The organism is Candidatus Binatia bacterium (assembly GCA_023150935.1).
Lineage (GTDB): Bacteria > Desulfobacterota > Binatia > HRBIN30 > HRBIN30 > JAKLJW01.
Map to the genome: position 1 here is coordinate 304,322 of JAKLJW010000001.1, position 19,083 is coordinate 323,404.

At 66.8% G+C, this 19,083-nt stretch carries 13 protein-coding genes; 6 read left to right on the forward strand and 7 right to left on the reverse strand.

Annotated elements, in window-relative coordinates:
* Positions 1-8: 8 nt before the first annotated feature.
* Entirely contained in the window at positions 9-1,499 is a 1,491-nt protein-coding gene (locus tag L6Q96_01295; GenBank protein ID MCK6553211.1) for a M20/M25/M40 family metallo-hydrolase, read from the reverse strand.
* A 78-nt stretch (positions 1,500-1,577) separates the two neighbouring features.
* On the opposite strand from L6Q96_01295, the gene L6Q96_01300 reads away from it, so the two are divergent.
* Both L6Q96_01300 and L6Q96_01305 read left to right on the forward strand, forming a co-directional pair.
* Positions 1,578-1,940, forward strand: coding sequence for a metalloregulator ArsR/SmtB family transcription factor (locus L6Q96_01300; protein ID MCK6553212.1), 363 nt, complete (start codon positions 1,578-1,580; stop codon positions 1,938-1,940).
* Between the two features lie 107 nt (positions 1,941-2,047).
* Positions 2,048-2,539 (forward strand): VOC family protein, encoded by a 492-nt coding sequence (locus tag L6Q96_01305; protein ID MCK6553213.1) that lies wholly within the window; start codon positions 2,048-2,050, stop codon positions 2,537-2,539.
* A gap of 8 nt (positions 2,540-2,547) precedes the next feature.
* Here L6Q96_01305 and L6Q96_01310 read toward each other — a convergent pair whose 3' ends face one another.
* Positions 2,548-3,726, reverse strand: coding sequence for a CDP-alcohol phosphatidyltransferase family protein (locus L6Q96_01310; protein MCK6553214.1), 1,179 nt, complete (start codon positions 3,724-3,726; stop codon positions 2,548-2,550).
* Between the two features lie 141 nt (positions 3,727-3,867).
* Between L6Q96_01310 and L6Q96_01315 the strand changes: the two genes are divergently transcribed.
* The 4 genes from L6Q96_01315 (at position 3,868) to L6Q96_01330 (ending at position 7,012) form a co-directional block, all read left to right on the forward strand.
* The gene (locus L6Q96_01315) at positions 3,868-4,515 is read left to right on the forward strand and encodes a methyltransferase domain-containing protein (GenBank protein MCK6553215.1); all 648 of its coding nucleotides are present in this window, start codon (positions 3,868-3,870) and stop codon (positions 4,513-4,515) included.
* A gap of 180 nt (positions 4,516-4,695) precedes the next feature.
* A complete protein-coding gene (gene selD, locus L6Q96_01320) occupies positions 4,696-5,640 on the forward strand; it encodes a selenide, water dikinase SelD (protein MCK6553216.1) in 945 nt (314 codons plus the stop codon).
* A 138-nt stretch (positions 5,641-5,778) separates the two neighbouring features.
* Positions 5,779-6,291: a cysteine rich repeat-containing protein gene (locus tag L6Q96_01325; protein ID MCK6553217.1), complete on the forward strand. Its 513-nt coding sequence runs from the start codon at positions 5,779-5,781 to the stop codon at positions 6,289-6,291.
* Complete coding sequence (locus L6Q96_01330) at positions 6,257-7,012, forward strand: YqgE/AlgH family protein (protein ID MCK6553218.1); 756 nt, start codon at positions 6,257-6,259, stop codon at positions 7,010-7,012. Before L6Q96_01325 ends, L6Q96_01330 begins: the two co-directional genes overlap by 35 nt.
* Before the next feature lie 100 nt (positions 7,013-7,112).
* Here the strand turns inward: L6Q96_01330 and L6Q96_01335 are convergent, their stop codons facing one another.
* The 5 genes from L6Q96_01335 to L6Q96_01355 form a co-directional block, all read right to left on the reverse strand.
* Positions 7,113-8,249: a site-2 protease family protein gene (locus tag L6Q96_01335; GenBank protein MCK6553219.1), complete on the reverse strand. Its 1,137-nt coding sequence runs from the start codon at positions 8,247-8,249 to the stop codon at positions 7,113-7,115.
* A 10-nt stretch (positions 8,250-8,259) separates the two neighbouring features.
* The gene (locus tag L6Q96_01340; GenBank protein ID MCK6553220.1) at positions 8,260-10,140 is read right to left on the reverse strand and encodes a glycoside hydrolase family 127 protein; all 1,881 of its coding nucleotides are present in this window, start codon (positions 10,138-10,140) and stop codon (positions 8,260-8,262) included.
* Between the two features lie 123 nt (positions 10,141-10,263).
* Positions 10,264-13,371: a DEAD/DEAH box helicase family protein gene (locus tag L6Q96_01345; protein ID MCK6553221.1), complete on the reverse strand. Its 3,108-nt coding sequence runs from the start codon at positions 13,369-13,371 to the stop codon at positions 10,264-10,266.
* Positions 13,368-15,008 carry an AAA family ATPase gene (locus tag L6Q96_01350; protein MCK6553222.1) on the reverse strand — a complete coding sequence of 547 codons (1,641 nt, stop codon included), beginning with the start codon at positions 15,006-15,008 and terminating at the stop codon, positions 13,368-13,370. Before L6Q96_01350 ends, L6Q96_01345 begins: the two co-directional genes overlap by 4 nt.
* Positions 15,005-19,036 carry a DUF559 domain-containing protein gene (locus L6Q96_01355; GenBank protein MCK6553223.1) on the reverse strand — a complete coding sequence of 1,344 codons (4,032 nt, stop codon included), beginning with the start codon at positions 19,034-19,036 and terminating at the stop codon, positions 15,005-15,007. The genes L6Q96_01350 and L6Q96_01355 overlap by 4 nt, the downstream gene beginning before the upstream one ends.
* Between the last annotated feature and the right edge of the window lie 47 nt (positions 19,037-19,083).

Consider the following 19,083-nt stretch of genomic DNA (forward strand, 5'->3'; position numbering starts at 1 on the left):
AGGCCGGTTCATTCGGCCCTGGCGGTGGCGTTCCGGATCAAGCGCAAGTAGAACCTCACGGCGTCGGCGTAGGCGCTGACTGCGATGCGTTCGTCGGCGCCATGGGCACGACCAAGCTCGGAGACCGCCCCGCGCACCGGCGTGAAACGGAACACGTTCGGTGTGAGGCCGGTGTAGAAGCGGGCGTCGGTGCCGCCGGTGGTCAGCACGGGCGCGACCGCGGCGTCGGGGAAGACTTCCTGGACTGTCTGCCCGACGAGGGCGAAGGCGGTTGAGTCGGTAGGCGAGGTCGGCGAGGGTTCGCGCGCGCGCAGGACTTTGATGTCGATGCGCTCGTCGGCGATCACGTTGCGCAAGCGCTCGAGACTCGACGCGACCGTGTCCCCAGGCAGTATGCGCACGCTCACGACGCCGCGGGCGACGTTGGGGATAGCGCTGTCCTTTATTCCGCCCTCGAGCCGCGTGCCGACGACTGTGGTTCGTACCATCGCGTTCGAGGCGGCGCTTGCGGCGAGCTGCTGGCGCACGAGAGGTTCGAAGAGCCAGAGGTTGGCGAGCGCTACCCGGAGTACGCCGTGAGTTTCGGGAGCGATCGACGTAAGAAAGGCGCGTGCCGAAGGGACGAGCCGCGTGGGCCACGGTTGATCGTCGAGTCGGACCAGGGCGTGCGCCAGCAGGGCTACGGGATTGTCACGCGCCGGGGATGAGGAGTGGGTCGGGCCGGGGTTTGGTGCCGAGAGCTCGACGTAAGCCGCACCCTTCTCGGCAATACCGATCACCGCCACTGGCCGGGCCACGCCCGGCACGGCCCCTTCGAGAACGAAGCCGGCTTCGTCGAGCACGAAGTCGAGCCGCACGCCGCGTTCCGCGAGTCGCGCGGCGATGCGGCCAGCGCCGTCGGCGCCGTTCGCCTCTTCGTCGTGGCCGAAGGCCAGAAGCAGCGTGCGTTGCGGGACGAAGCCCTCGCCGAGCAGGCGCTCGCAGGCCTCGAGAATACCCACCACACCGACCTTGTCGTCGATGGCGCCACGTCCCCAGACGAAGCCGTCGCTGACCACACCGGCAAACGGCGGATGCGTCCACCCGGCGCCGGGGCCCTCGTCTGCGGGGACGACGTCCTGGTGCGACAGCAGCGCCGCCGGCGCAAGGGCGGCGCGCTTTCCGCGCCAGGTGAAAAGGAGACTGCGCCCGCCAATGACTTCGCGCTCGAACTGGGCGTGGACGCGCGGGAAGCGCTGTGCCAGCCACTGATGAAAAGCTCTCCATTCCGCATCGGCATCGAGTTTGGGCACCGGCACGGACACGGTGCGAAAGCGAATCGCCTCGGCGAGACGAGCGGCGAGAGCGTCCGCTTCCACATCGATACGCACGGCCGGCGGCGGCGTCGCCGGAGCCGGTAATCGTGCTGTCCGGTAAGCGACCAGCGCAACGATGCCGGCGGCGGGGAGCAGAACGGCGGCGAGGACGCGGCGAACGACACGGAGACGGGTCTTTGGCATCGGAGCAATCCTCATTTCGATGTTTCTGGCACACTAGCGCACTAGATTAGTATGTCAAGCTCGGCTATGCTGTGGCCCATGTCGACGACCGATCTCGATACTGTTGCCGTCGTATTCGCTGCCCTCGGGCACCCGGGCCGGTTGGCGATCCTGCGCGCGCTCCTGCGTGCGCACCCGCAGGGCCTCGTCGTCAGCGAAGTCCAGGAACTGGTATCCATGCCCGGTTCGACGCTGTCGCATCACCTCGATGCCCTGCGCCACGCCGGAGTCGTCGAGTCGACGCGCGAGGCGCAGCGCATTCGCTACCGGGCCAGGGTCGCTAACCTGCGGGCGGTGGCGGAGTTTCTGTCGACGCAGTGTTGTGCGAACGACGAAGGGGCCGAGCCGGAGGCGCCGGCGCCACGCAGCCCGGGCGGGCAGAGTCGCCGCGCGAGCCGGTGAAGCGGGCGTTGCAACGGCCGGTCCACGGCGAGCCGCCGTGCGCCTTGCGGGCAAGGCCCGGCTGTGGTCAGGTGCGCCGCGGCGAAAGACCCGTTCCGGAGGACCTCATGAGCGTGGAGATCAACGGCATTGCGCACATCCAACTGACCGCCCAGGACCCCGACCGCTGCGTGCCGTTCTGGGAGCAGCTCTGTCAGTTCATGGGCATGCGTACGCTGATTCGGGCCGACGACATCGTGTACTGCATCGGAGGCCGCACCGGGGTGCTGGTCCGCGGCGCCCCACCCGCGAAGCGCGATGTACCGTTCGATCAGGAACGACCCGGGCTTCATCACATCTGCTTCCGGGCCCGCAGCCGCGAGGATGTCGACGCCATTCACGGGTTCGCCGTCGAGACCCTCCACGCCCGCGTCGTGCACCCGCCCGAGGAGGGGGCATGGGCTCCGGGGTACTACTCGGTGCTGTTCGAAGACCCGGACGGCATTCGCATCGAGGTGAATCACGTGCCCGGCAGGGGGCACTTCGGGGACAGCGGGCGCCTCGGGCCCGGCGGGGCCGGGCCGGCCACGGAGTACGGCAGCGGCGGGCTCGGGGGTTGAGTCTTCCCCTACCTACCGGACCGGAAGGTGCGCTGTGCGAACAGAGCGAGGGCAGCCAGCATGAAGACCGCGAGGCCCGCGAGGCAGAGCCAGGTAAACCAGTGAACGACGCCCAGAAGGGCCATGACGAACACCAGGTAGGCGTAGTCCCGCCCGGTGAAAACGGTGAGCACCGCCGCGAGACGTGAGCCGCCGGCGGTAGCCCCCGGGCGGAAGAACAGGAAGTAAATCGGCACAGTCGTCGCCGCCGCGGCGACGAGGTTGAACGCCGACGCCCATAGATAGACGGGACTCCCGTGGGCGAGGCCATAGCCTGCGCCGGTGGCGAACAGTGCGGAGGCGTTGACGACGTTGTCGAGCCAGAAGTCGAGCTTACGGCCGAGATTTGATTCGAGGAACTTGAGGCGCGCGATTTCGCCGTCGACACCGTCGATGATGGTCGCCAGCAGTACGAGAAAGGCCCCGACCACCTGCGGACCGTACGTGCCCGCGAGCAGCAAGGCGACGCCGGTCAGGCCGACGAGAGTGCTGAGGAGGGTGATCCGATTCGGGGTGATGTCGCCGTGCATCAACCGTCCGGTGAGCCAGTGAGAAATGTGGCGGTCGAAGTGGCGGGCGATGAAAGTGTCGGACGGTTTCGTCGTTGCCGCGAGTAGCGCCGCTTCGGCCCTGCGAACACTTTCGGCGGTGGTAGTTGGTACGAACAGGCCGCTGCCGTCGGGATCGTAATCGACGACCGAGGCTTGCACGTCCGCAGGCAGCCTGGCGGTCCCGCCGTCGATCGCCGCCCGCAAGGCGGGGGCATGGTTCGTGTCGGCGTACCACAGGGCCGCGTTCCCGTCAGGGTCGGCGCCGACCCGAACCACGCGTCCGACGCCGGCGGTCCGGATTGCCGCCACCAGCGGCTTGTCGATTGTTGCCGGGGCGCGGAGGACGAACAGACCCGCCGAGGGGACGGCGTCGGCGTTGTCCACCCACACCGGGGGCGGCACTCCTTCGCGCCGGGCCAAAGCAGCCGGGAGGTCCGGGACCGTCGCCTCCGAGCAAGCGGGGGTGCGCAGGACATAAACGCGCATGCCGCTGCGGGCGAAGACGCACACGCCGCGCAGCAGCAACGACAGGCCGCCGACGCGGGTGCGCACGAAGGCGGAGTCGTGCGGAATTATCAGGGCGACCGGCGGATTCATCGGCGATCCGCAGGCGTTTACCAGTCCGCGATAAGGTTGGCGAGCACCCCCGGGCGAACCCATGGGCGGGTTACCTGCCATTCGCGGCTGCTTCTTGTCTCAATGCCTTGTTCCGTGCTCCAAGCGGGTGATGGAGCTGACATGGATAGATCGATGCATTCGATGATCGCCAGGGTGCGAGGTGCCGTGGCGGCAGCGGTGTTGCTGGCGCTGATTGGCGGCTGCGGCGCTTACAAGCGCTGGGCGTACGAGGGCTTCAGCCGTGACGGGTGGCAGCAGCCCGAGCAGGTGCTGGCGGCGCTGGAAGTGCAGCCGGGCGAGCGTGTTGCCGACATCGGCGCCGGCGGCGGATATTTCGCGTTCAAGCTCGCTGACGCGGTCGGGCCGGGCGGCCTTGTCTATGCCGTCGACGTCGATAAGGACATGACCGACTACCTGCGGGAGCGCGCGGCCGAGGATGGCTACCGCAATGTCGAGGTAATGCTGGCGCCGCCGGACAACTCGACCCTGTCGCCGGCGAGTGTCGACCTGGTCTTTACCTGCAACACGTACCATCACTTCGACCATCCGGTAGAGTATTTTTCCCGTCTGCGGTCGGCGCTGCGGCCGGGCGGGCGCGTCGCCATCATCGATCTCGATGCCCAACGCTCCACGCTGGTGTGGCTCTTCGGTCACGGCACCCCGCCGTCGACGATCGTGACTCAGATGGCCACCGCCGGCTACCGCCTGGAGCGGTCACACGACTTCCTGTCGCGCCAGAGCTTCATGGTATTCAAACCCACGCCGTAGGCACCAGGCGGCAACATTGGTAGGGTATCTCGCGCTCGTGCCGACACGGTGTGCCCCCAAGCCCCCATGCCCAACCCCCAAGCCGAAGCCATTCGCCTGACGACGCTCGTGACCGCCGGCGGTTGAGCGCGCAAGCTCGGAGCGAAGGACCTGGTTCAGGTCCTCGGACAGATCGCGCCGATTGCGCACCCGTGGGTGGACCCGACGGTCGGGCCGCTCGACGACGCGGCGGTGTTGCGTCCGCCCGGCGGACCGGGACTGGTGTTTACGGTCGACTTCATCACTCCGATTGTCGACGACCCCGAGACGTTCGGAGCGATTGCCGCCGCCAATTCGCTGAGCGACGTGTACGCCATGGGCGGCGAGCCGCAGGCCGCCCTCGCGGTGTGCGGCTTTCCGAGCGACACGTTGCCGGAGGAGGTCCTGACTCGCATCTTTACCGGCGGCCGGGACAAGGCGGCCGAGGCGAACTGTGCCGTGGTCGGCGGACACACGGTCAAGGACGTCGAGTTGAAATACGGGCTCTGCGTTCTCGGCTCCGTCGACCCCGCGCGTGTGATGTCCCAGGCCGGTGCACGCGTCGGCGATGTGTTGGTTCTCACCAAGCCGCTCGGTTTCGGCATTGTCTCGCAGGCCATACGTAAACAGGCGGTCGCGGACGCCGAGATCGGGGAAGCGGTGCGTTTGATGACGTTGCTCAATCGCGAGGCGAAGGATGCGGCGTTGTGTGCCGGGGTACGGGCGGCGACGGACATCACCGGGTTCGGTTTGCTCACCCACCTGCACAACTTGCTGTCGGCCTCGCGGGTGGCGGCGCGGGTGAGTGCCGGTGCGGTGCCGGTTCTCGACGGTGTGCGAGAACTCGCCGCGGCGGGGCACGTTCCGGGCGGGTCCAGGAACAACCTCGCATACGCGGCGGAGTTCAGCGCCTTCGACGCCGGGGTCGGGGATATCGATCGGCTGGTGCTGGCCGATGCGCAGACTTCGGGTGGGCTGCTGCTGGCCGTTGCGCCGGCGCGACTGGATGCGCTTCTGGGCGGATTGGCGGAGCGGAGCGTGGCGGCGCGGGCTGTCGTGGGTGAGGTGATTGCGGGTCAGCCCGGGAGGATCGAGGTGCGTCGATGAGTGGCGCTGCATGAACGAGGGCCGGAGTTCGCTTGCGGTTCTAACGGGCGCCGGTCTTTCGCGGTCGGCCGGACTCTGGCAAGAAGGGGGCACATGGCGGCGGTGTATTCGCGAGGAGAGGAGGCGACGATGCGAGCGATGGCGGTTTTGGGAGTGATGGCGGCGGTGGCGCTGTTGTGTGGTCCGGCCGGGGCGGATGCGACGCCGGTACCGGCGACGCCGGAGGTTGGCCAGACGGGAGCCGGCGCTGCCGGCGGGGGTATGCCGGAGGGCGTTCGGATGGGCGGGAGGCGGCGGGCGCCGCGACAGAGCGTGTGTGCGGCGGAGATCGCCAAGTTCTGCAGTGGCGTCGAAAGAGGGCAGGGGCGCTACCGCGAATGCCTGACCAAGCATCTCGACGAGCTCTCGCCTGCCTGCAAAGAGCACGTGCAATCCGGCGGCGCCGATGGCGGTGCCCGTGGCGGTGCGGCCGGGAGCCGTGGGATGGCCCGCTCGCGCTGGCAGGGGGCGTGTGCGGCCGAGCTGGAGAAGTTCTGTAAGGATGTGCAACCGGGACGAGGCCGCATTCAGCAGTGTCTTACGGGGCACGAGGCGGAGTTGGGAGAAGCCTGTAAGGATGCGCTGCAGGCGGGTCGCGGCACCCGTCGCTGATTACGTGACCAGCCCGCGCGTCGCCATTGCAGTCCTGGTCGCCGGGGTGGTCGCGATCGGGCCGAACCCGAACGGGGCGGCCGGAGCGGCCACCGGTCTGGGCGGGCCGGCCGAGCCGGGGCGTACGACCGAGGGGCGGTTCCTCGTGGCGACCGAGGCGCTGGCCGACCCCAACTTCTCGCGCACGGTGATCCTCATGCTCGCGCACGATGCCGGGGGGGCCATGGGAGTCGTGCTGAACCGGCCGTCAGGCGTCAGCCTGCGCGAAGCGGTGCCGGGAATTGCGGAACTTCGTGGGCGCGAGGACCGGTTGTTTTTCGGGGGCCCGGTCGGGCTGAACCTGATGATCGTGCTGTTGCGTTCGGCACGGCAGCCGAAGGAGGCGCGCCGGGTGTTCGACGACGTCTACGTGACCGGCAGTCTTGCGGCGTTGCGCGAGGCGCTGGCGAGGAAGGGCAAGGCCGAGCGGATGCGCGCTTTCGTCGGCCATGCGGGATGGGCGCCGGGGCAGTTGGAGAACGAGATTGGCAGGGGGGATTGGCGGGTGGTCGACGCCGACCCCCGGTTCGTTTTCGATACTGCCCCGGGTGAGGTCTGGCGGAAGCTGTACGAACGTACGGAGGGCGAGTGGACCCGCCGCGACGATAGCGGCATGGGGATCGCGTGGGCGGCCCGGACCGAGGCGGACTTGCCCTCAGTCGACTTCGATGTACCGCCTTGATTTCCACAGCGATGTCGAACGGCAGATCGGCTACTTGAATCCGTACCCGTACGCAGCGAAGCGGTACACGTACTCGAACGAAAGATACGGGGAAGAGGAGTTACCGCTCCTCTTCCAACTCGGTCTTCATCTGAATCACCCGTGTGATTCCCGTGCGGGTGATCAGTCCGACGATGCGCGAGCCGGCAGTGACCAGCAGGCGACCGGTGTCCGCCTCGATCATCTGCCGGAGCGCGTCGGCCACCGAAGCGCGCGCATCGATGCGGACGGCTCCGTCCGCGGGCCGCATGAACTCGCCGATGCGTCGTTGTGCACGTTCGTCAGGTGGGCACTGCTTGAGCTCGGTCAGGGTGACGATCCCCGCCACCAGTCCGTCGCGGGTGACCGGAAACCCGCCGTATCCGTGGCGCAGGAAATGCTCGTCTACGGCGGCGGTTACCGTCATGTCGGCGGGCAGCATCTCCGGACGATCGATCATCAAGTCGGCGACGCGCACGCCGCCGAGCGCATGCTGGACGACCACGCCGTGGTAGCTGGCCCTGGCCGCGGCGCGCAGAAACATGCCGATGAAGATCATCCAGAGGCCGCCAACCAGGGACCCGAGAAAGATTTGCAGTACGCCAAGCGCCATGACACCGGCCGCGATCCCCGCACCCCAGTCCGCGGCCCGCGCCGTCGCCTGGCGCATGTTACCCGAACGCAACCAGAGAATACCCCGCAAGATACGACCGCCGTCGAGCGGAAAGCCTGGGAGCAGATTGAACACCGCGAGCGCGACATTGATGAACGCCAGGTACTCGAACAGCGCTACCCACAGTGCGTCGACACGGGCGGCGACGGCGAAGTGCTGGAGAACCCAGAAGAGGGCGCCGAGCCCGAGACTCGTCAGCGGTCCCACCGCGGCTATCTGCAGTTCGGCCCGGGCGCTCGACGGTTCTCGCGACAGGTGCGCCATGCCGCCGAAGATGAAAAGGGTGATGCGTTTGACGCTCTGTCCGACCCGGTTGGCGACCATCGCATGCGACAGCTCATGGATCAGCACGGAGGCGAAGAAGAGAAAGGAACCGACGGTACCGATGACGAGATACTGCGTCCAGCCGTACCCCGGGTAGTAGCGCGGGAAGTACCCCGCGGTCAGGCTCCACAGCACGAGCAGGAAGATGACGATCCAGGAGTAGTCGATCGCGATCTGGATGCCCGCGATGCGGAACAGGTCGATGCCGCTCTGTCGTGACAAGGAGGACTCCTCAACGCACCATTGGAAATGCCGCAATGCGCAGGCGCGCGCAACCGAACGGGACGAGAGTCAGATCCTCGCAGGGGCTCCCGGCAAGTGTCCCCGCGGGTGGCAGCGGTCCGCCGACACCGCCGGCGGTGGTCCATTCCGGCAAACGCTGACCGGGCACCCGCAGGCGTACCGGCGCGGTGGCTGGCGTCCATGGCTGCGCGGCGGCCGGGCCGGACTCCACGCCAATCGGCGCCGCCGGGTCCTCCGGGTCGAGACGCAAGCCGTAGTTCCATGGCGTCGTCGGGTGAACCTCGTACTCCTCGAACGGCGCCGTGCCTCCGACGGCGCGCCAGTCCTCGCCGATACCGAGAGCGAACACCAGCGGTCCGCGTTCCACGACCAGCGCGTCATCCCATCGGGCTACGCGCGGGCGCATCGGGAGGTGCAGATCGACACGATCGCCGTCGGTCCACCGGCGTGCGAGGCGCAGGAGCCAGCCCGCACCGGTGCGGGGCTGAGTGGTCGCGGCGACCCGGCCCGGGTCGGCGGCGACGTCGTTGACGGCGAGCGTGACTCCGGCTGCCCAGCCGGGTACCCGCACCCAGAGAGGGAACTCCACCGCCTTGGCGAGGCGAACTGTGAAGCGGACGTCCGGCTCGAACGGGTATCTCGTTTCCTCGACGATGTGGACCTGCCGGCCGTTGCCGACCGTGGCGGTCACCGCCGTCGGGGCGAGGACCCCGGCGAGCAGGCCGCCGTCCGGCGTGGCCATCCACGCGCTGCTTACCAACCAGGGCCAACCCATGTGCAGATTGGCCGCGCAGCAGCCGTAGCCGCTGAACGGGCCGAAGAGCAAATCGGTTTCGTGGTGAACGTTGAAGTTGCGCCCGCCGGGCGTGCATTCCACCTGGTTGACGAGCTGAAAGTACTGATGGGTGCGGTGATCGGCGGACATGATCGCCGGCAGGGCGTTGTAAGCGATGCGCTCGATAGCGTCGCCGATCCATGCTTCGCCATCGATTTGCAGGGCCCGTTCGAGGGTGGCCAAAAGCTCGACGATGGTGCAGAACTCGGTGCCCTGGGTGAAACCCCGACCGTGCAGGAACTCGTCGCCGGAGAATGTGCCCTGCACCTGCCCGTGGGCGCCGAGAGTACGTTCCCAGCCGATCCGGAAGGCCTCGCGATGACGCGGGTCCCCGGAGCGCTGAAAGAACACCAGCGGTTCTTTGAGCCCCATGGCACGGTTGACGCCATGGCCGAAATCGAAAGCGTCGGCGGACGGCGCCTCGCGTTCGCACTCGGTCAGCCAGTCGCTGGTCTGGGCGTGCAGGAGATCGGCGAGTTCGAGAAGCTGGCGATCTCCGGTGCGGTTGTACAGCCACAGCACGCTGTCCAGGTTGTCCCCTCCGCGCGGTCGTCCCCAGGCTTCGAGCGGCCGCGACGGCAGGTGTGCCTGCTGATGGCGGAAGTAGCGGGTCATGAACGGCGGGACGCGGAGGTCGCCGGTGGCTTCGTGGTAGAGGCGCAGAGCATCGAGCATCGGCATGCGCGGCCACCAGTCGTCGTTGTGCGCCGGTCCGAAGTACCCGTCCGTGCGTTGCGAGCCGAGGGTCCACTCGATCCACTGGCGTGCCCGGGCGATCAGGCGGGAGTCGTCGAGGGTGTAAGCGAGGGCGAGCAGGCCGCGGACATAATAGGGGCCGCGCTCCCAGTTCTCGCCGCTGCCGCCCAGCCAGCCGCTGTTCGGCCCCACGTCCTCCCAGATGTCCATCAAGTGACCCGTGAAGCCCTCGGCGGCGAGGCGAAGCTGCTCGTGCAGCCAACCGAGGGCACGCACGCTGCCAAGGGGCAGGCGCGCGAAGGCGCTGGGCGCCAGGGGCGGTCGGTTCCAGACGTACACGGGCGCAGCGGTCTCCCGGCGCCACTGGTACGTCAAAGCGGGTTACGGGGGCAAGGGAGGGGACGCGGCGGATTCCTGACCCAAAGCGGCGGACAGCTTTGTGTGCTGAGGAGCCATCATTGCTCAGACGGCGGTGGCCTGTACCAGCCGCGGTGGAATCTCGGCAACCTTCCTTACGAGCGCGTACGCCCAGCGCCCGTACCGGCCCTCCGCGTTTACGGCATCGATCCAGCGCTGCGCCGCCTGGCGTTTGACTTCATCGAGCGGATCGTAGCCTTTGGTTTCGAGGATCAGAAAACGCGGCGGCTCCGTCCGCAGGCGGACGATGAAGTCGGGCATGTAGTCGTGCGGTTCGCCGTTGTGGAGGTACGGGATCGCGAACCCTAGCCCGGCGTTCTTCACGAACGCATCGACGCATGCGTGCGTGTCGATCACGTACGCCGCCGACTGCTCCCACTTCGCGGTGTCCGCGACCACGTAGTTCAGATGGCTGCGGGTGACTTCGCGTACGTCCCGGCTGGTCCAGAAGTCAACCTCCGCCGTCGACCCGGGGCCGCGGCTGGTTTCGTAGCGCGGCACCTCGGGGGCTTCGCCCTGCGACGCGTCGGGTTGAATGGCGGCGACGAGTCGCTCGATCACCCATCCGTAGTATGGCGAGAGAAAGACGTCGAGAATGTTCGTCGGCGGAACCGGCTGGACCCGCTCGCGCAGGTACCGTTCGGCGATGCGGACGAGCTGGGGAAAGAGGACGTGCACCGGCGCTTCACACCCGGGTTGCGCGACGTAGTCGCGGGTCAGATCGCGCGCCAGGTCGAAGACCAGTTCCTGAAGCCGCCTGCCGGACCGGTACGGATTGAGGTCGACGCTCTCGATCCTTCCCGGCCCGGTGAGCGAATGGCGACCCTTGTTGTTGGGCAGCGCCCCCTTCATCTGCACCTCGGGCGGGATGTTCATCGGGTCGAGCACCAGTGTGGCCGCCGCATCCAGATTGATCGTTACGCGGTTGCGGATCGCCTGCCGGTAGCCTTCGACGCGCGGATAAGTGATCTCGAAGCGCGCCTTCGCCGGTACCGCGTGGACGTGGTAGCGCTTGGCAGTCGGCGGCTTGGGGCCGACGTTGGCTTTGAACGGAATCACCTCGAACGGGACCCCGAACACCTTGGCAACTTCCTCGCTCAGCTTGCCGTCTTCGCTGACCTCGTAGGTGGTGCGCCGCAGGCCGCGACCGACCACCTGCTCGCACAAGAGCTGCGACATGAACGGCCGCAGGCCGACGATGTGCGTGACCGTGTTGCAGTCCCAGCCTTCCGTGAGCATTCCGACGCTGACGATACAGCGCACGTCGCGGCCGGGAGGATGCAGCGGCTGCCCCCGTCTCTTGGCGAGATCTTCAAACCCCTCCGGGTAGATCGGCCGTCCCTGCCGGTCCTTCGGCCATTCGGTCTTGCCGACGGTGTCCAGCGTCCGGCGCATCCACGCCGACTCGTCGCTCTTGGTCTGATCGGTGTCGGTCTCATGCGCGACCTTGGAGTCGACGCGGATCGTGCTCATGCGGCCGTTGTTGCGAAACCCCTCGATGCTCGCCGGCGGGATGCCGGGCGGCGGGCGGTCCTCTCCGAGCCAGTCGTACACCACCTTGGCGATCTTCGTGTTCTTGCACACCACGATGAACACCGGCGGGCGCGGGTCGTCCTTGATCGACTCCCATTCGCGGCGCAGCTCCTCCCACAGGCCCGCCAGCATCGCAATCGGCGTGCTGGCCCACTTGAGAATCGCCTCGGGTTTCGGGTTGCCCTTCTTGCCGCCGCGCTCGGCGGGAGTCAGCCTCGGCAGGATCCACCGCCAGATGTTGAAGTAGCCCGGAATCGCGGCGCCCGTCGTGTCGCGCACGGCGAGCTGCGGGATCTTCACCAAGCCTGACTCGATCGCATCGGTGAGCCCGAAATCGCTCACCACCCACGCAAAGGTCCGGTTCGTCTCCTGCCCGACGCGGCCGAGAAAATACGGGGTGGCCGACAGGTCGACGCAGCAGTTGATGCCCCGGAGCTTGTGGATCCGATCGAGGCCGTCGATCCATACCGTCGCTTCCTTGAAGAACTCCTCGCCCTCTTCCTCCTCGCCGAACAGATCGCCCTCGGTCTCGTCCGGCTCCGGACGGCGAATGCGGTAGGCGTGGTGGGCCTCGTCGTTGAACACCAGGATGTTCTGCTTGCCGCCGACCTCGCGGCCCAGGATGCGGTTCACGAGCGCCGTGTCGCTCTCGACGTAGCGCACGGCTTCGATCTGCACCTTCTTGAGGTGTCCCTGCTTGTCGCGTTCTTCCGCCACAACGGTCAGGAGGTCCGCTGCAACCTGTCGTTCCAACTCCTCGGCCGTGAGGTAGCGCCTGCCGCGCGCGACGGTCGTCTTCGGACCGATGGTGACGGCCTCGCGGACCCGCACGGGTACACCGGCCTTCGCCACCGTGGCGCTCACGCCCCCGACCTGCACGCCATGCGGCTCGAACACGTGCCAGTTCGTGACCAACACCCGGCCCTGCGTGAGCAGGGCCATGAGATGCGGCGCCACCAGGTCGCGGGTTCGGTAGATGCTGGCTTCGCCTTCGTTCGGGTCGAGCTCGCGCAGCCGATTGCGGATCGTCACGTTGGGGCACACCACCAGCGCGACGTCCGAGAAGCGCGCGTCGCTGCGGTCGGTGACTTTGTTAAGGATGCTCCACGCGGCCAGCATGCCCATCACGGTCGTCTTTCCGGACCCGGTCGCCATCTTGCAAGCGTACCGGCGAAACGCCGCGAAGCCCTCGGCCTTGCGCTCGTCGCTCGGTTCATCGAGCGGGACCTCGATGCCCTGCCGGAAATCGGCGCGGGCTTCGGTGAGGAAGATGATGGTCTCGGCGGCTTCGAGCTGTGCGAAGAACAGCCGCTGCTGGCGGCCGTCACGCCGCCAGTAGTGCAGCAGCTCCAGCGTCGTGCGCGTCACCCCCGCCCACTGATGCGCGCGCCACTCCTTCACGCGTTCGCGGATCCGATTGACCAGCTTCAGCTCGATGGCCGTGCCCGCGCCGTCGCGCGGCTCCGTCTCGTCACCGCGACCGGGCGGCCGATAGAAGTACATCGCCGGCCGCCGCCCCGGCATCCGCTGCGGCTCCTCGCCCTCGACGATTCGCCAATGCTCTCGCGGCTCCTCAAACGGGGAGCAGAGGATGGGCTGCTGGACTTCAAAGCCGCTCATTGACCAAGGGCCTTCACGATGCCGTCGAGCTTTTCCTTCACCTCCGGATGCAGCTCCGTCGCCGGCATCAACGCCGCGATCTCATGGTAGCGCGTGTAGGGCACGTCAGGCAGACCGGCGGCAGCCAATGCCGGCGGGATCAATTCTGTTCGTGCCTTGGTACCGATCAGAAAGGGGTGATCGGCAAGAGGGTCTCTCAGGAAGGCGGGTGGTTGGGTTTCGTTCAGGTACTTGCGCAGATCGTCGGCGTGGGCTGAGGCTGCGGCGGGTCCCACCATGTATTCGACGTAGCGCGCCAGCGCCGCGGGGTGAAAGAGATAGCTCTCGATCTCGTAACGCCGCCAGCGGAGGCGCTGGAGCCCATGCCCCGTTATCGGCGTCGGCGGAATCTCTGAGCGCGCGTCACCATCGAGAAGCTCCAACCCCGGGAGGTCGCGAATGAGCCGTAGGGCCTCGTAGTGGTCCTTCGCTTTGATCCCCTCTGCGCCTGGGCGCGGCTGTGCGACGGTCTTTCTCCAGAACAGGCGTGTCGTCAGAATCTCATGTGCCGGATGGCCGAGCGTCTTCGCCCACGCCCGCAAGATCTCCAAGTCTGTATAGTCTTCGAGGTACAGCACCCCGGGCGCATCGAGGGCGAGCAGGATGTCCTCGTTCGACAGGACCCCGAGCGACTTGATCAGCAAGGCCCGTTCGTCGGAATCGGCCAGCATACGCGGCTGCGTCATGAGCACGCAGAGATCCCTTGGCTCGACCGAGTTGATGATGACCTCCGAGTGAGTGGCGATAACGAGTTGCGACCTCTGTTTCGCCGCGACGCTTCGCAGCTCGCCGTAGATCGCGTCTTGCAGGATCACGTGAAGGTGTGCGTCAGGCTCATCAAGCAACAACACAGCGCCCGGTCGCGTATTGAGGAACGTGAGAAGCATCAACACCTGCTGAAACCCGCTCCCGGCGCTGGCGATGTCGAACCGCGCGCCCGCCGACCGTTCCGAGTACTCGGCGACGATGTGTGCTCCGGTTGCGTCCGGCGGCGACAGATCATAGCCGAACAGACGTCGAATCGACTCGAGGATCGCTCGCCAGGCAGGCTCAGACGCGTTGGCCTCTACCAGGAGATTCCGAAGCACATCGCCCGGTTTCGCTTGGCCGAGCATCTGGTCGATCTTCGGCCGCTGATACACGGGCTCGTCCACACCCAGACCGGACATCGCCGGCACAAACACCGTCGCCAGGTTCGCGCTGCGCACCATCGTCGGCTCCGCATCGCGCTTTGGGCGCACGTAGATCTGCTCCGTGCTGTCAGAAATGAACTCCATGGTAATCGCCCAGTCGCCCGTTTGGACCAGGACTTCCACGGGTCCGCGATACTCCCGTTGATTCCACAGCAGGTCGAACGCCCGCAGCGGTACGGCCGAAAAGGCCTGCCTCGCAATCGGTGCCCTCGGATACGCGCCGCCGTGACGCTGGAAGTCGTTCAGCTCCTTCCAGCGGTTAAGGGCCAGGCTCCAAGCCGCGATTGCCTGCAAGACCGTCGTCTTTCCGGTGTTGTTCGGGCCGGCCAGGACGATATTGTCGGGCAGGACGAACTCGACCTCGTCGAACCGCTTGAAGCGGCGGATCGCGACCTTGCGGATCACGGCTCGACGTCCTTCAGGTCCTTCACCACCATCAGCTCATTGCCGCGGTCGTCGATGACCTTCACCGCGATCGTCCCGTGCTCACCCGCCTCGAACGGAGCGCTGATCGTGCCGGCGAGGTGCTCCCACACCGCATCGTCGTACTCGCCCTTCAGCGCCCGCTTCAGATCGTCCCACGCGGCGGTGCGTGGGAAGAACGCCTGGCAGACGTGGAAGCAGAGGCCGTTGTAATCGGTATCGAGAAACCACGCCGGCACATCGTGGCCGCGGTAGGGCTTGGCCTCCATCGTCGCCGGATCGAACACATCGAGCCCGGCCAGCTCCACTTGGTATTCCTCTCCCTTGCTGCCGGCTCTCGACTGCCGGCTGTCGACGCGCCGCAGGCGCATCTCCGGCAACCCGCACACGCTGAAGATCTGGCTCGACCGCATGTTCTTCAGCAGGTCGCCCATCATCAGATCCGGTGTTGCCTGTACGTAGGTTGCCGGCACGCCGACGGCTTCGTCGCACTTCTCGACCAACTCGCGCGCATTGGGCTGAATCGCGAACCCAATCACGTACAGGTGGGAGTAAGCCTTGGCGTGCGCCTCGCGCGCCGCCTCGTACACCAGCTTCTCGCTGACGGCGCCGTTATCCGGACCGAACACGATGGCCACGGGTTTACCCTCCGCCTTCCACCTGTCCCCGCCAGGCGGCTCGGCCACCGTGCCTTCTTCCGATGGCTCCCCCTTTGACACAGGGGGGCCAGGGGGGATTTCCCCCTCCGCCGTCGCGCCGGAAATCCCCCTCGATCCCCCTTTTCCAAAGGGGGAAGCAGAGCCATTCCCGTTCACCACCACCACCACCGCCTCCGCCGACAGCGACAACGTCTTCGCCGGCGGCCGCACGTTGCGCAGCGTCACCGTCCTCCCGCCGCCGACGTGCAGCACCGGCGACTTGCGCAGTACCTCCAGCATGCGGTCCACAAAGGAGCCGTAGGTCTCCACGCCGACCCCGGAGTCCTCGACGCCAGCGCCTTCCCAATCGACCGGCGTGGGAATCGTCGCCTCGACACAGAATGGACCGGAGACGCGGGTGATTTTCGATTCCACTTCCGGGCGATCGACGAGCACCTCTTCTTCCGGCGGTTCGTTGTTGGCGATGCTCTTCAGGGTCACATGCGGCACGATGCCACCGACCTCTTCACCTTTGTTGTTCTGCTTGCGCACATAGATGAAGCCGCCTGCCGGACCGCGCTTCTGGTCCTTGAGCTGGTAGAAGGGGAAGGTCGCCGTCAGCAATCGCTGCCGCGCCAGCGCCAAGGGCACCCGACTGGTATCGATCGTGATCCAGCGACGGCCCCATTGCTCGGCGACGTAGGCTGTGGTGCCGCTGCCGCAGTTGTGCACGGCGCACACCTCGGTGAGAAAGGAGTGCGCGCCTTCGACTTCGAGATCGTACACGCGCTCGTCGGACCACTCGCGATGGACGGCAGTGACTTCGGCACCGGTCAGGTGCACCTCGTCCATCGCGCGGTGCGAGGAAAAGCCCCCTCCTTGGCCCTCCCCGCGGACGGGGAGGGGACCTGATCGCGTGGCGTCTTCCTCCGCTCCCGCCGTCCCCCTGTCTATGGGGGGATCGAGGGGGTTCGTCCTCCCCCCGTTCACGGGGGGATCGAGGGGGGGGGCTGCATCCATCACCCAGAACACCACGTCTCCCGGCAGAAGCGAACCCGCCTGTATCCACTGCGCTCCCTCCGGTGACTCCCGGCGCATGCGGCACTGTGACTCAATCCACAGGACAACGCCCTCCAAGTTCGTTCCGACCTCGTTTGCCGGCACCCGCAACACGTCGAGACCCAACCCGCGCAGGTAGCGGTCGCGCTCGTGGTCGTACTCGATAGCCTGGGGCGTAAAATGCGTTGCGCCGTCTACCTCGACCACGAGATGCGCCTCGCGGCAATAGAAGTCCGCGATATACGGGCCGACCGGATGCTGTCGACGGAACTTGAAGCCACTCTGCCGTTGACGAAGCGCGGCCCACAGCGCGCGCTCCGGCGGACTCATGTCGTGGCGCAGCGCCCGCCGGCGCTCGAGATGTGCAGGCGGGCTGCCAGACCAGTCGCGCTGGCCGCCGAGGCTTCGTGGGCGCAGCCGCGCCAAGACGCGGTGGTCGGCGGTCATACAGAGCGGTGTCACGGTGCCGGCATGCTGCACACTCACCATCCAGCCGCGGTAGTGGCGCGCGATGACTCGGATCACGCGGTGCGGAAGTCCGTCGTGCGCGTAGACCCGGTCGCCGGGTTGCAGCGACTCGATGGGGGTCAACCGGGCCCCCTCCCCGGTCATCCCGGTGGCAGTCGCTTCGCTGCCGCTCTGCGCGAAGCCCCCTCCCTGACCCTCCCCGCGGACGGGGAGGGGACCTGATCGCGTGGCGTCTTCCTCTGATGCCGCCCTCCTCCCGTCCACCGCGAGATCGAGCGGGTTCCTCTTCCACCCGTTCACGGGGGGATCGAGGGGGGGTGCCTCCGTCGCGCCCCAGACCCGCGTCCCGCGCCGCACACACGTCGGGTCGAGCACGAGATCACCGGGGTCGGTGGTCATCTGAACGCACCGCTCGACAACTTGTGCGGCTGTTTGGACTGCATAGATCCGATCCAAGGCGCCGCGAACGTCCATCCAGACGTTGTTCAATGCGCGGTAGGGGAAGTCATCGAAGTATCGCTTGTAGATCCGCAAGCCCGGCTGCGGAAGGATCCTTCCGACCTCGCACAAACGGAGCATGCCCTCGATGCTTGTCTTCCAGTTCTTTGTTTTCCCGGGATCGAAGGTGATGCCGCGCCAGGTGAACGGCACCGACGTGTTCACACGGAACCCATCGGACACAGCGGAGTCTGTCGCGAAAAGGCGCGAGTGAGGCGGCAGCGGCCTCAGGCCACTGAGTTCCTCCCGTTCAACCTTGCGCACAGTGCCGTCAGCAAGTTCGACGTTCGTGTACTCGGCCGATCCCTCTTCGCCTAACGCCTTCTTCACGTAGAGCCGGTGGTATTTGATATGGTCTCGATCCCGCGTGTACCAGATGACGAAATCGATAACAGTCGCGAGTGTTTCACTAGTGGCCCCCCCTGTCTTTCGAGCACAGGTCATGGAGATGAAGTTCTCAGCTCCAAACACCTCGTCCATCACTTCGCGCACATGGTGCAGATTCTCGTCGCTGATCTGCACGAAGATGCTCCCGCTTGGCGCCAGCAGCTCGCGGCACAACAACAGTCGATCCCGCAAGTACGTCAGGTACGAGTGCAGCCCCAGCTCCCACGTATCGCGGTACGCCTTCACCATCTCCGGCTCGCGGGTCAGGTCCTCGTCGTCGTTGTGCTTCACGTCGCGCTTGCGGACGAAGGGCTGGAAGTTGGAGCCGAAGCGGACGCCGTACGGCGGGTCCATGTAGATCATCTGCACCTGACCGCCGAGGCTCTCGTAGTGCAGGAGGGAGTTCATGACCACGAGGGAGTCGCCGAGGATGAGGCGGTTGACCCAGTTGTCGGGGTACTCGTAGGCGCGCAGGATCTGGTCGTGGATGGGGCGCTGGGGGTCGGCGAAAAGGTCGAACATCGAGAGCTGCCGGTCGCGCTTGTGGCCCTTGAGCGTCTCGAGGATCGCCGTGGTGGAGAGGCGTTCGTGGACGAAAAGCGGCAGCGTCGGGACGTCGAACGACAGCCGCTCGGCCTTGCCCGCCCAGTTGAGAAAGGGCTCGCTCAGCGCCTTCAACTGCGCGGCGGCCGCTTTGGCGGCCTCGATCGAGTCTGCTTCCAGGATCTGGCGGATCAGCGCTTCGCCCTGTTCGCGAGCCGGGTTCTGGCCGTCCCACTCCAGCGCCGGCGCCAGGGACGAGTCGTAGCGGTAGCGCTGCGGGGGCTTCTTCTTGCGAAACTGCGCCTGCGTTCCGACGTCGGGGCGGAGCAGGCTCGTCGCCTCCGGGTGGCGGTAGGGCGCCATGCGCTTCGGCTGCGCCTGAGCCTTCGGTTTCGGCGTGCGCACGCGTCGAGCCATCCCGTCCTCCCTATGCCCGTGAGGGCGACCTCCGTCCACAGCGGGAT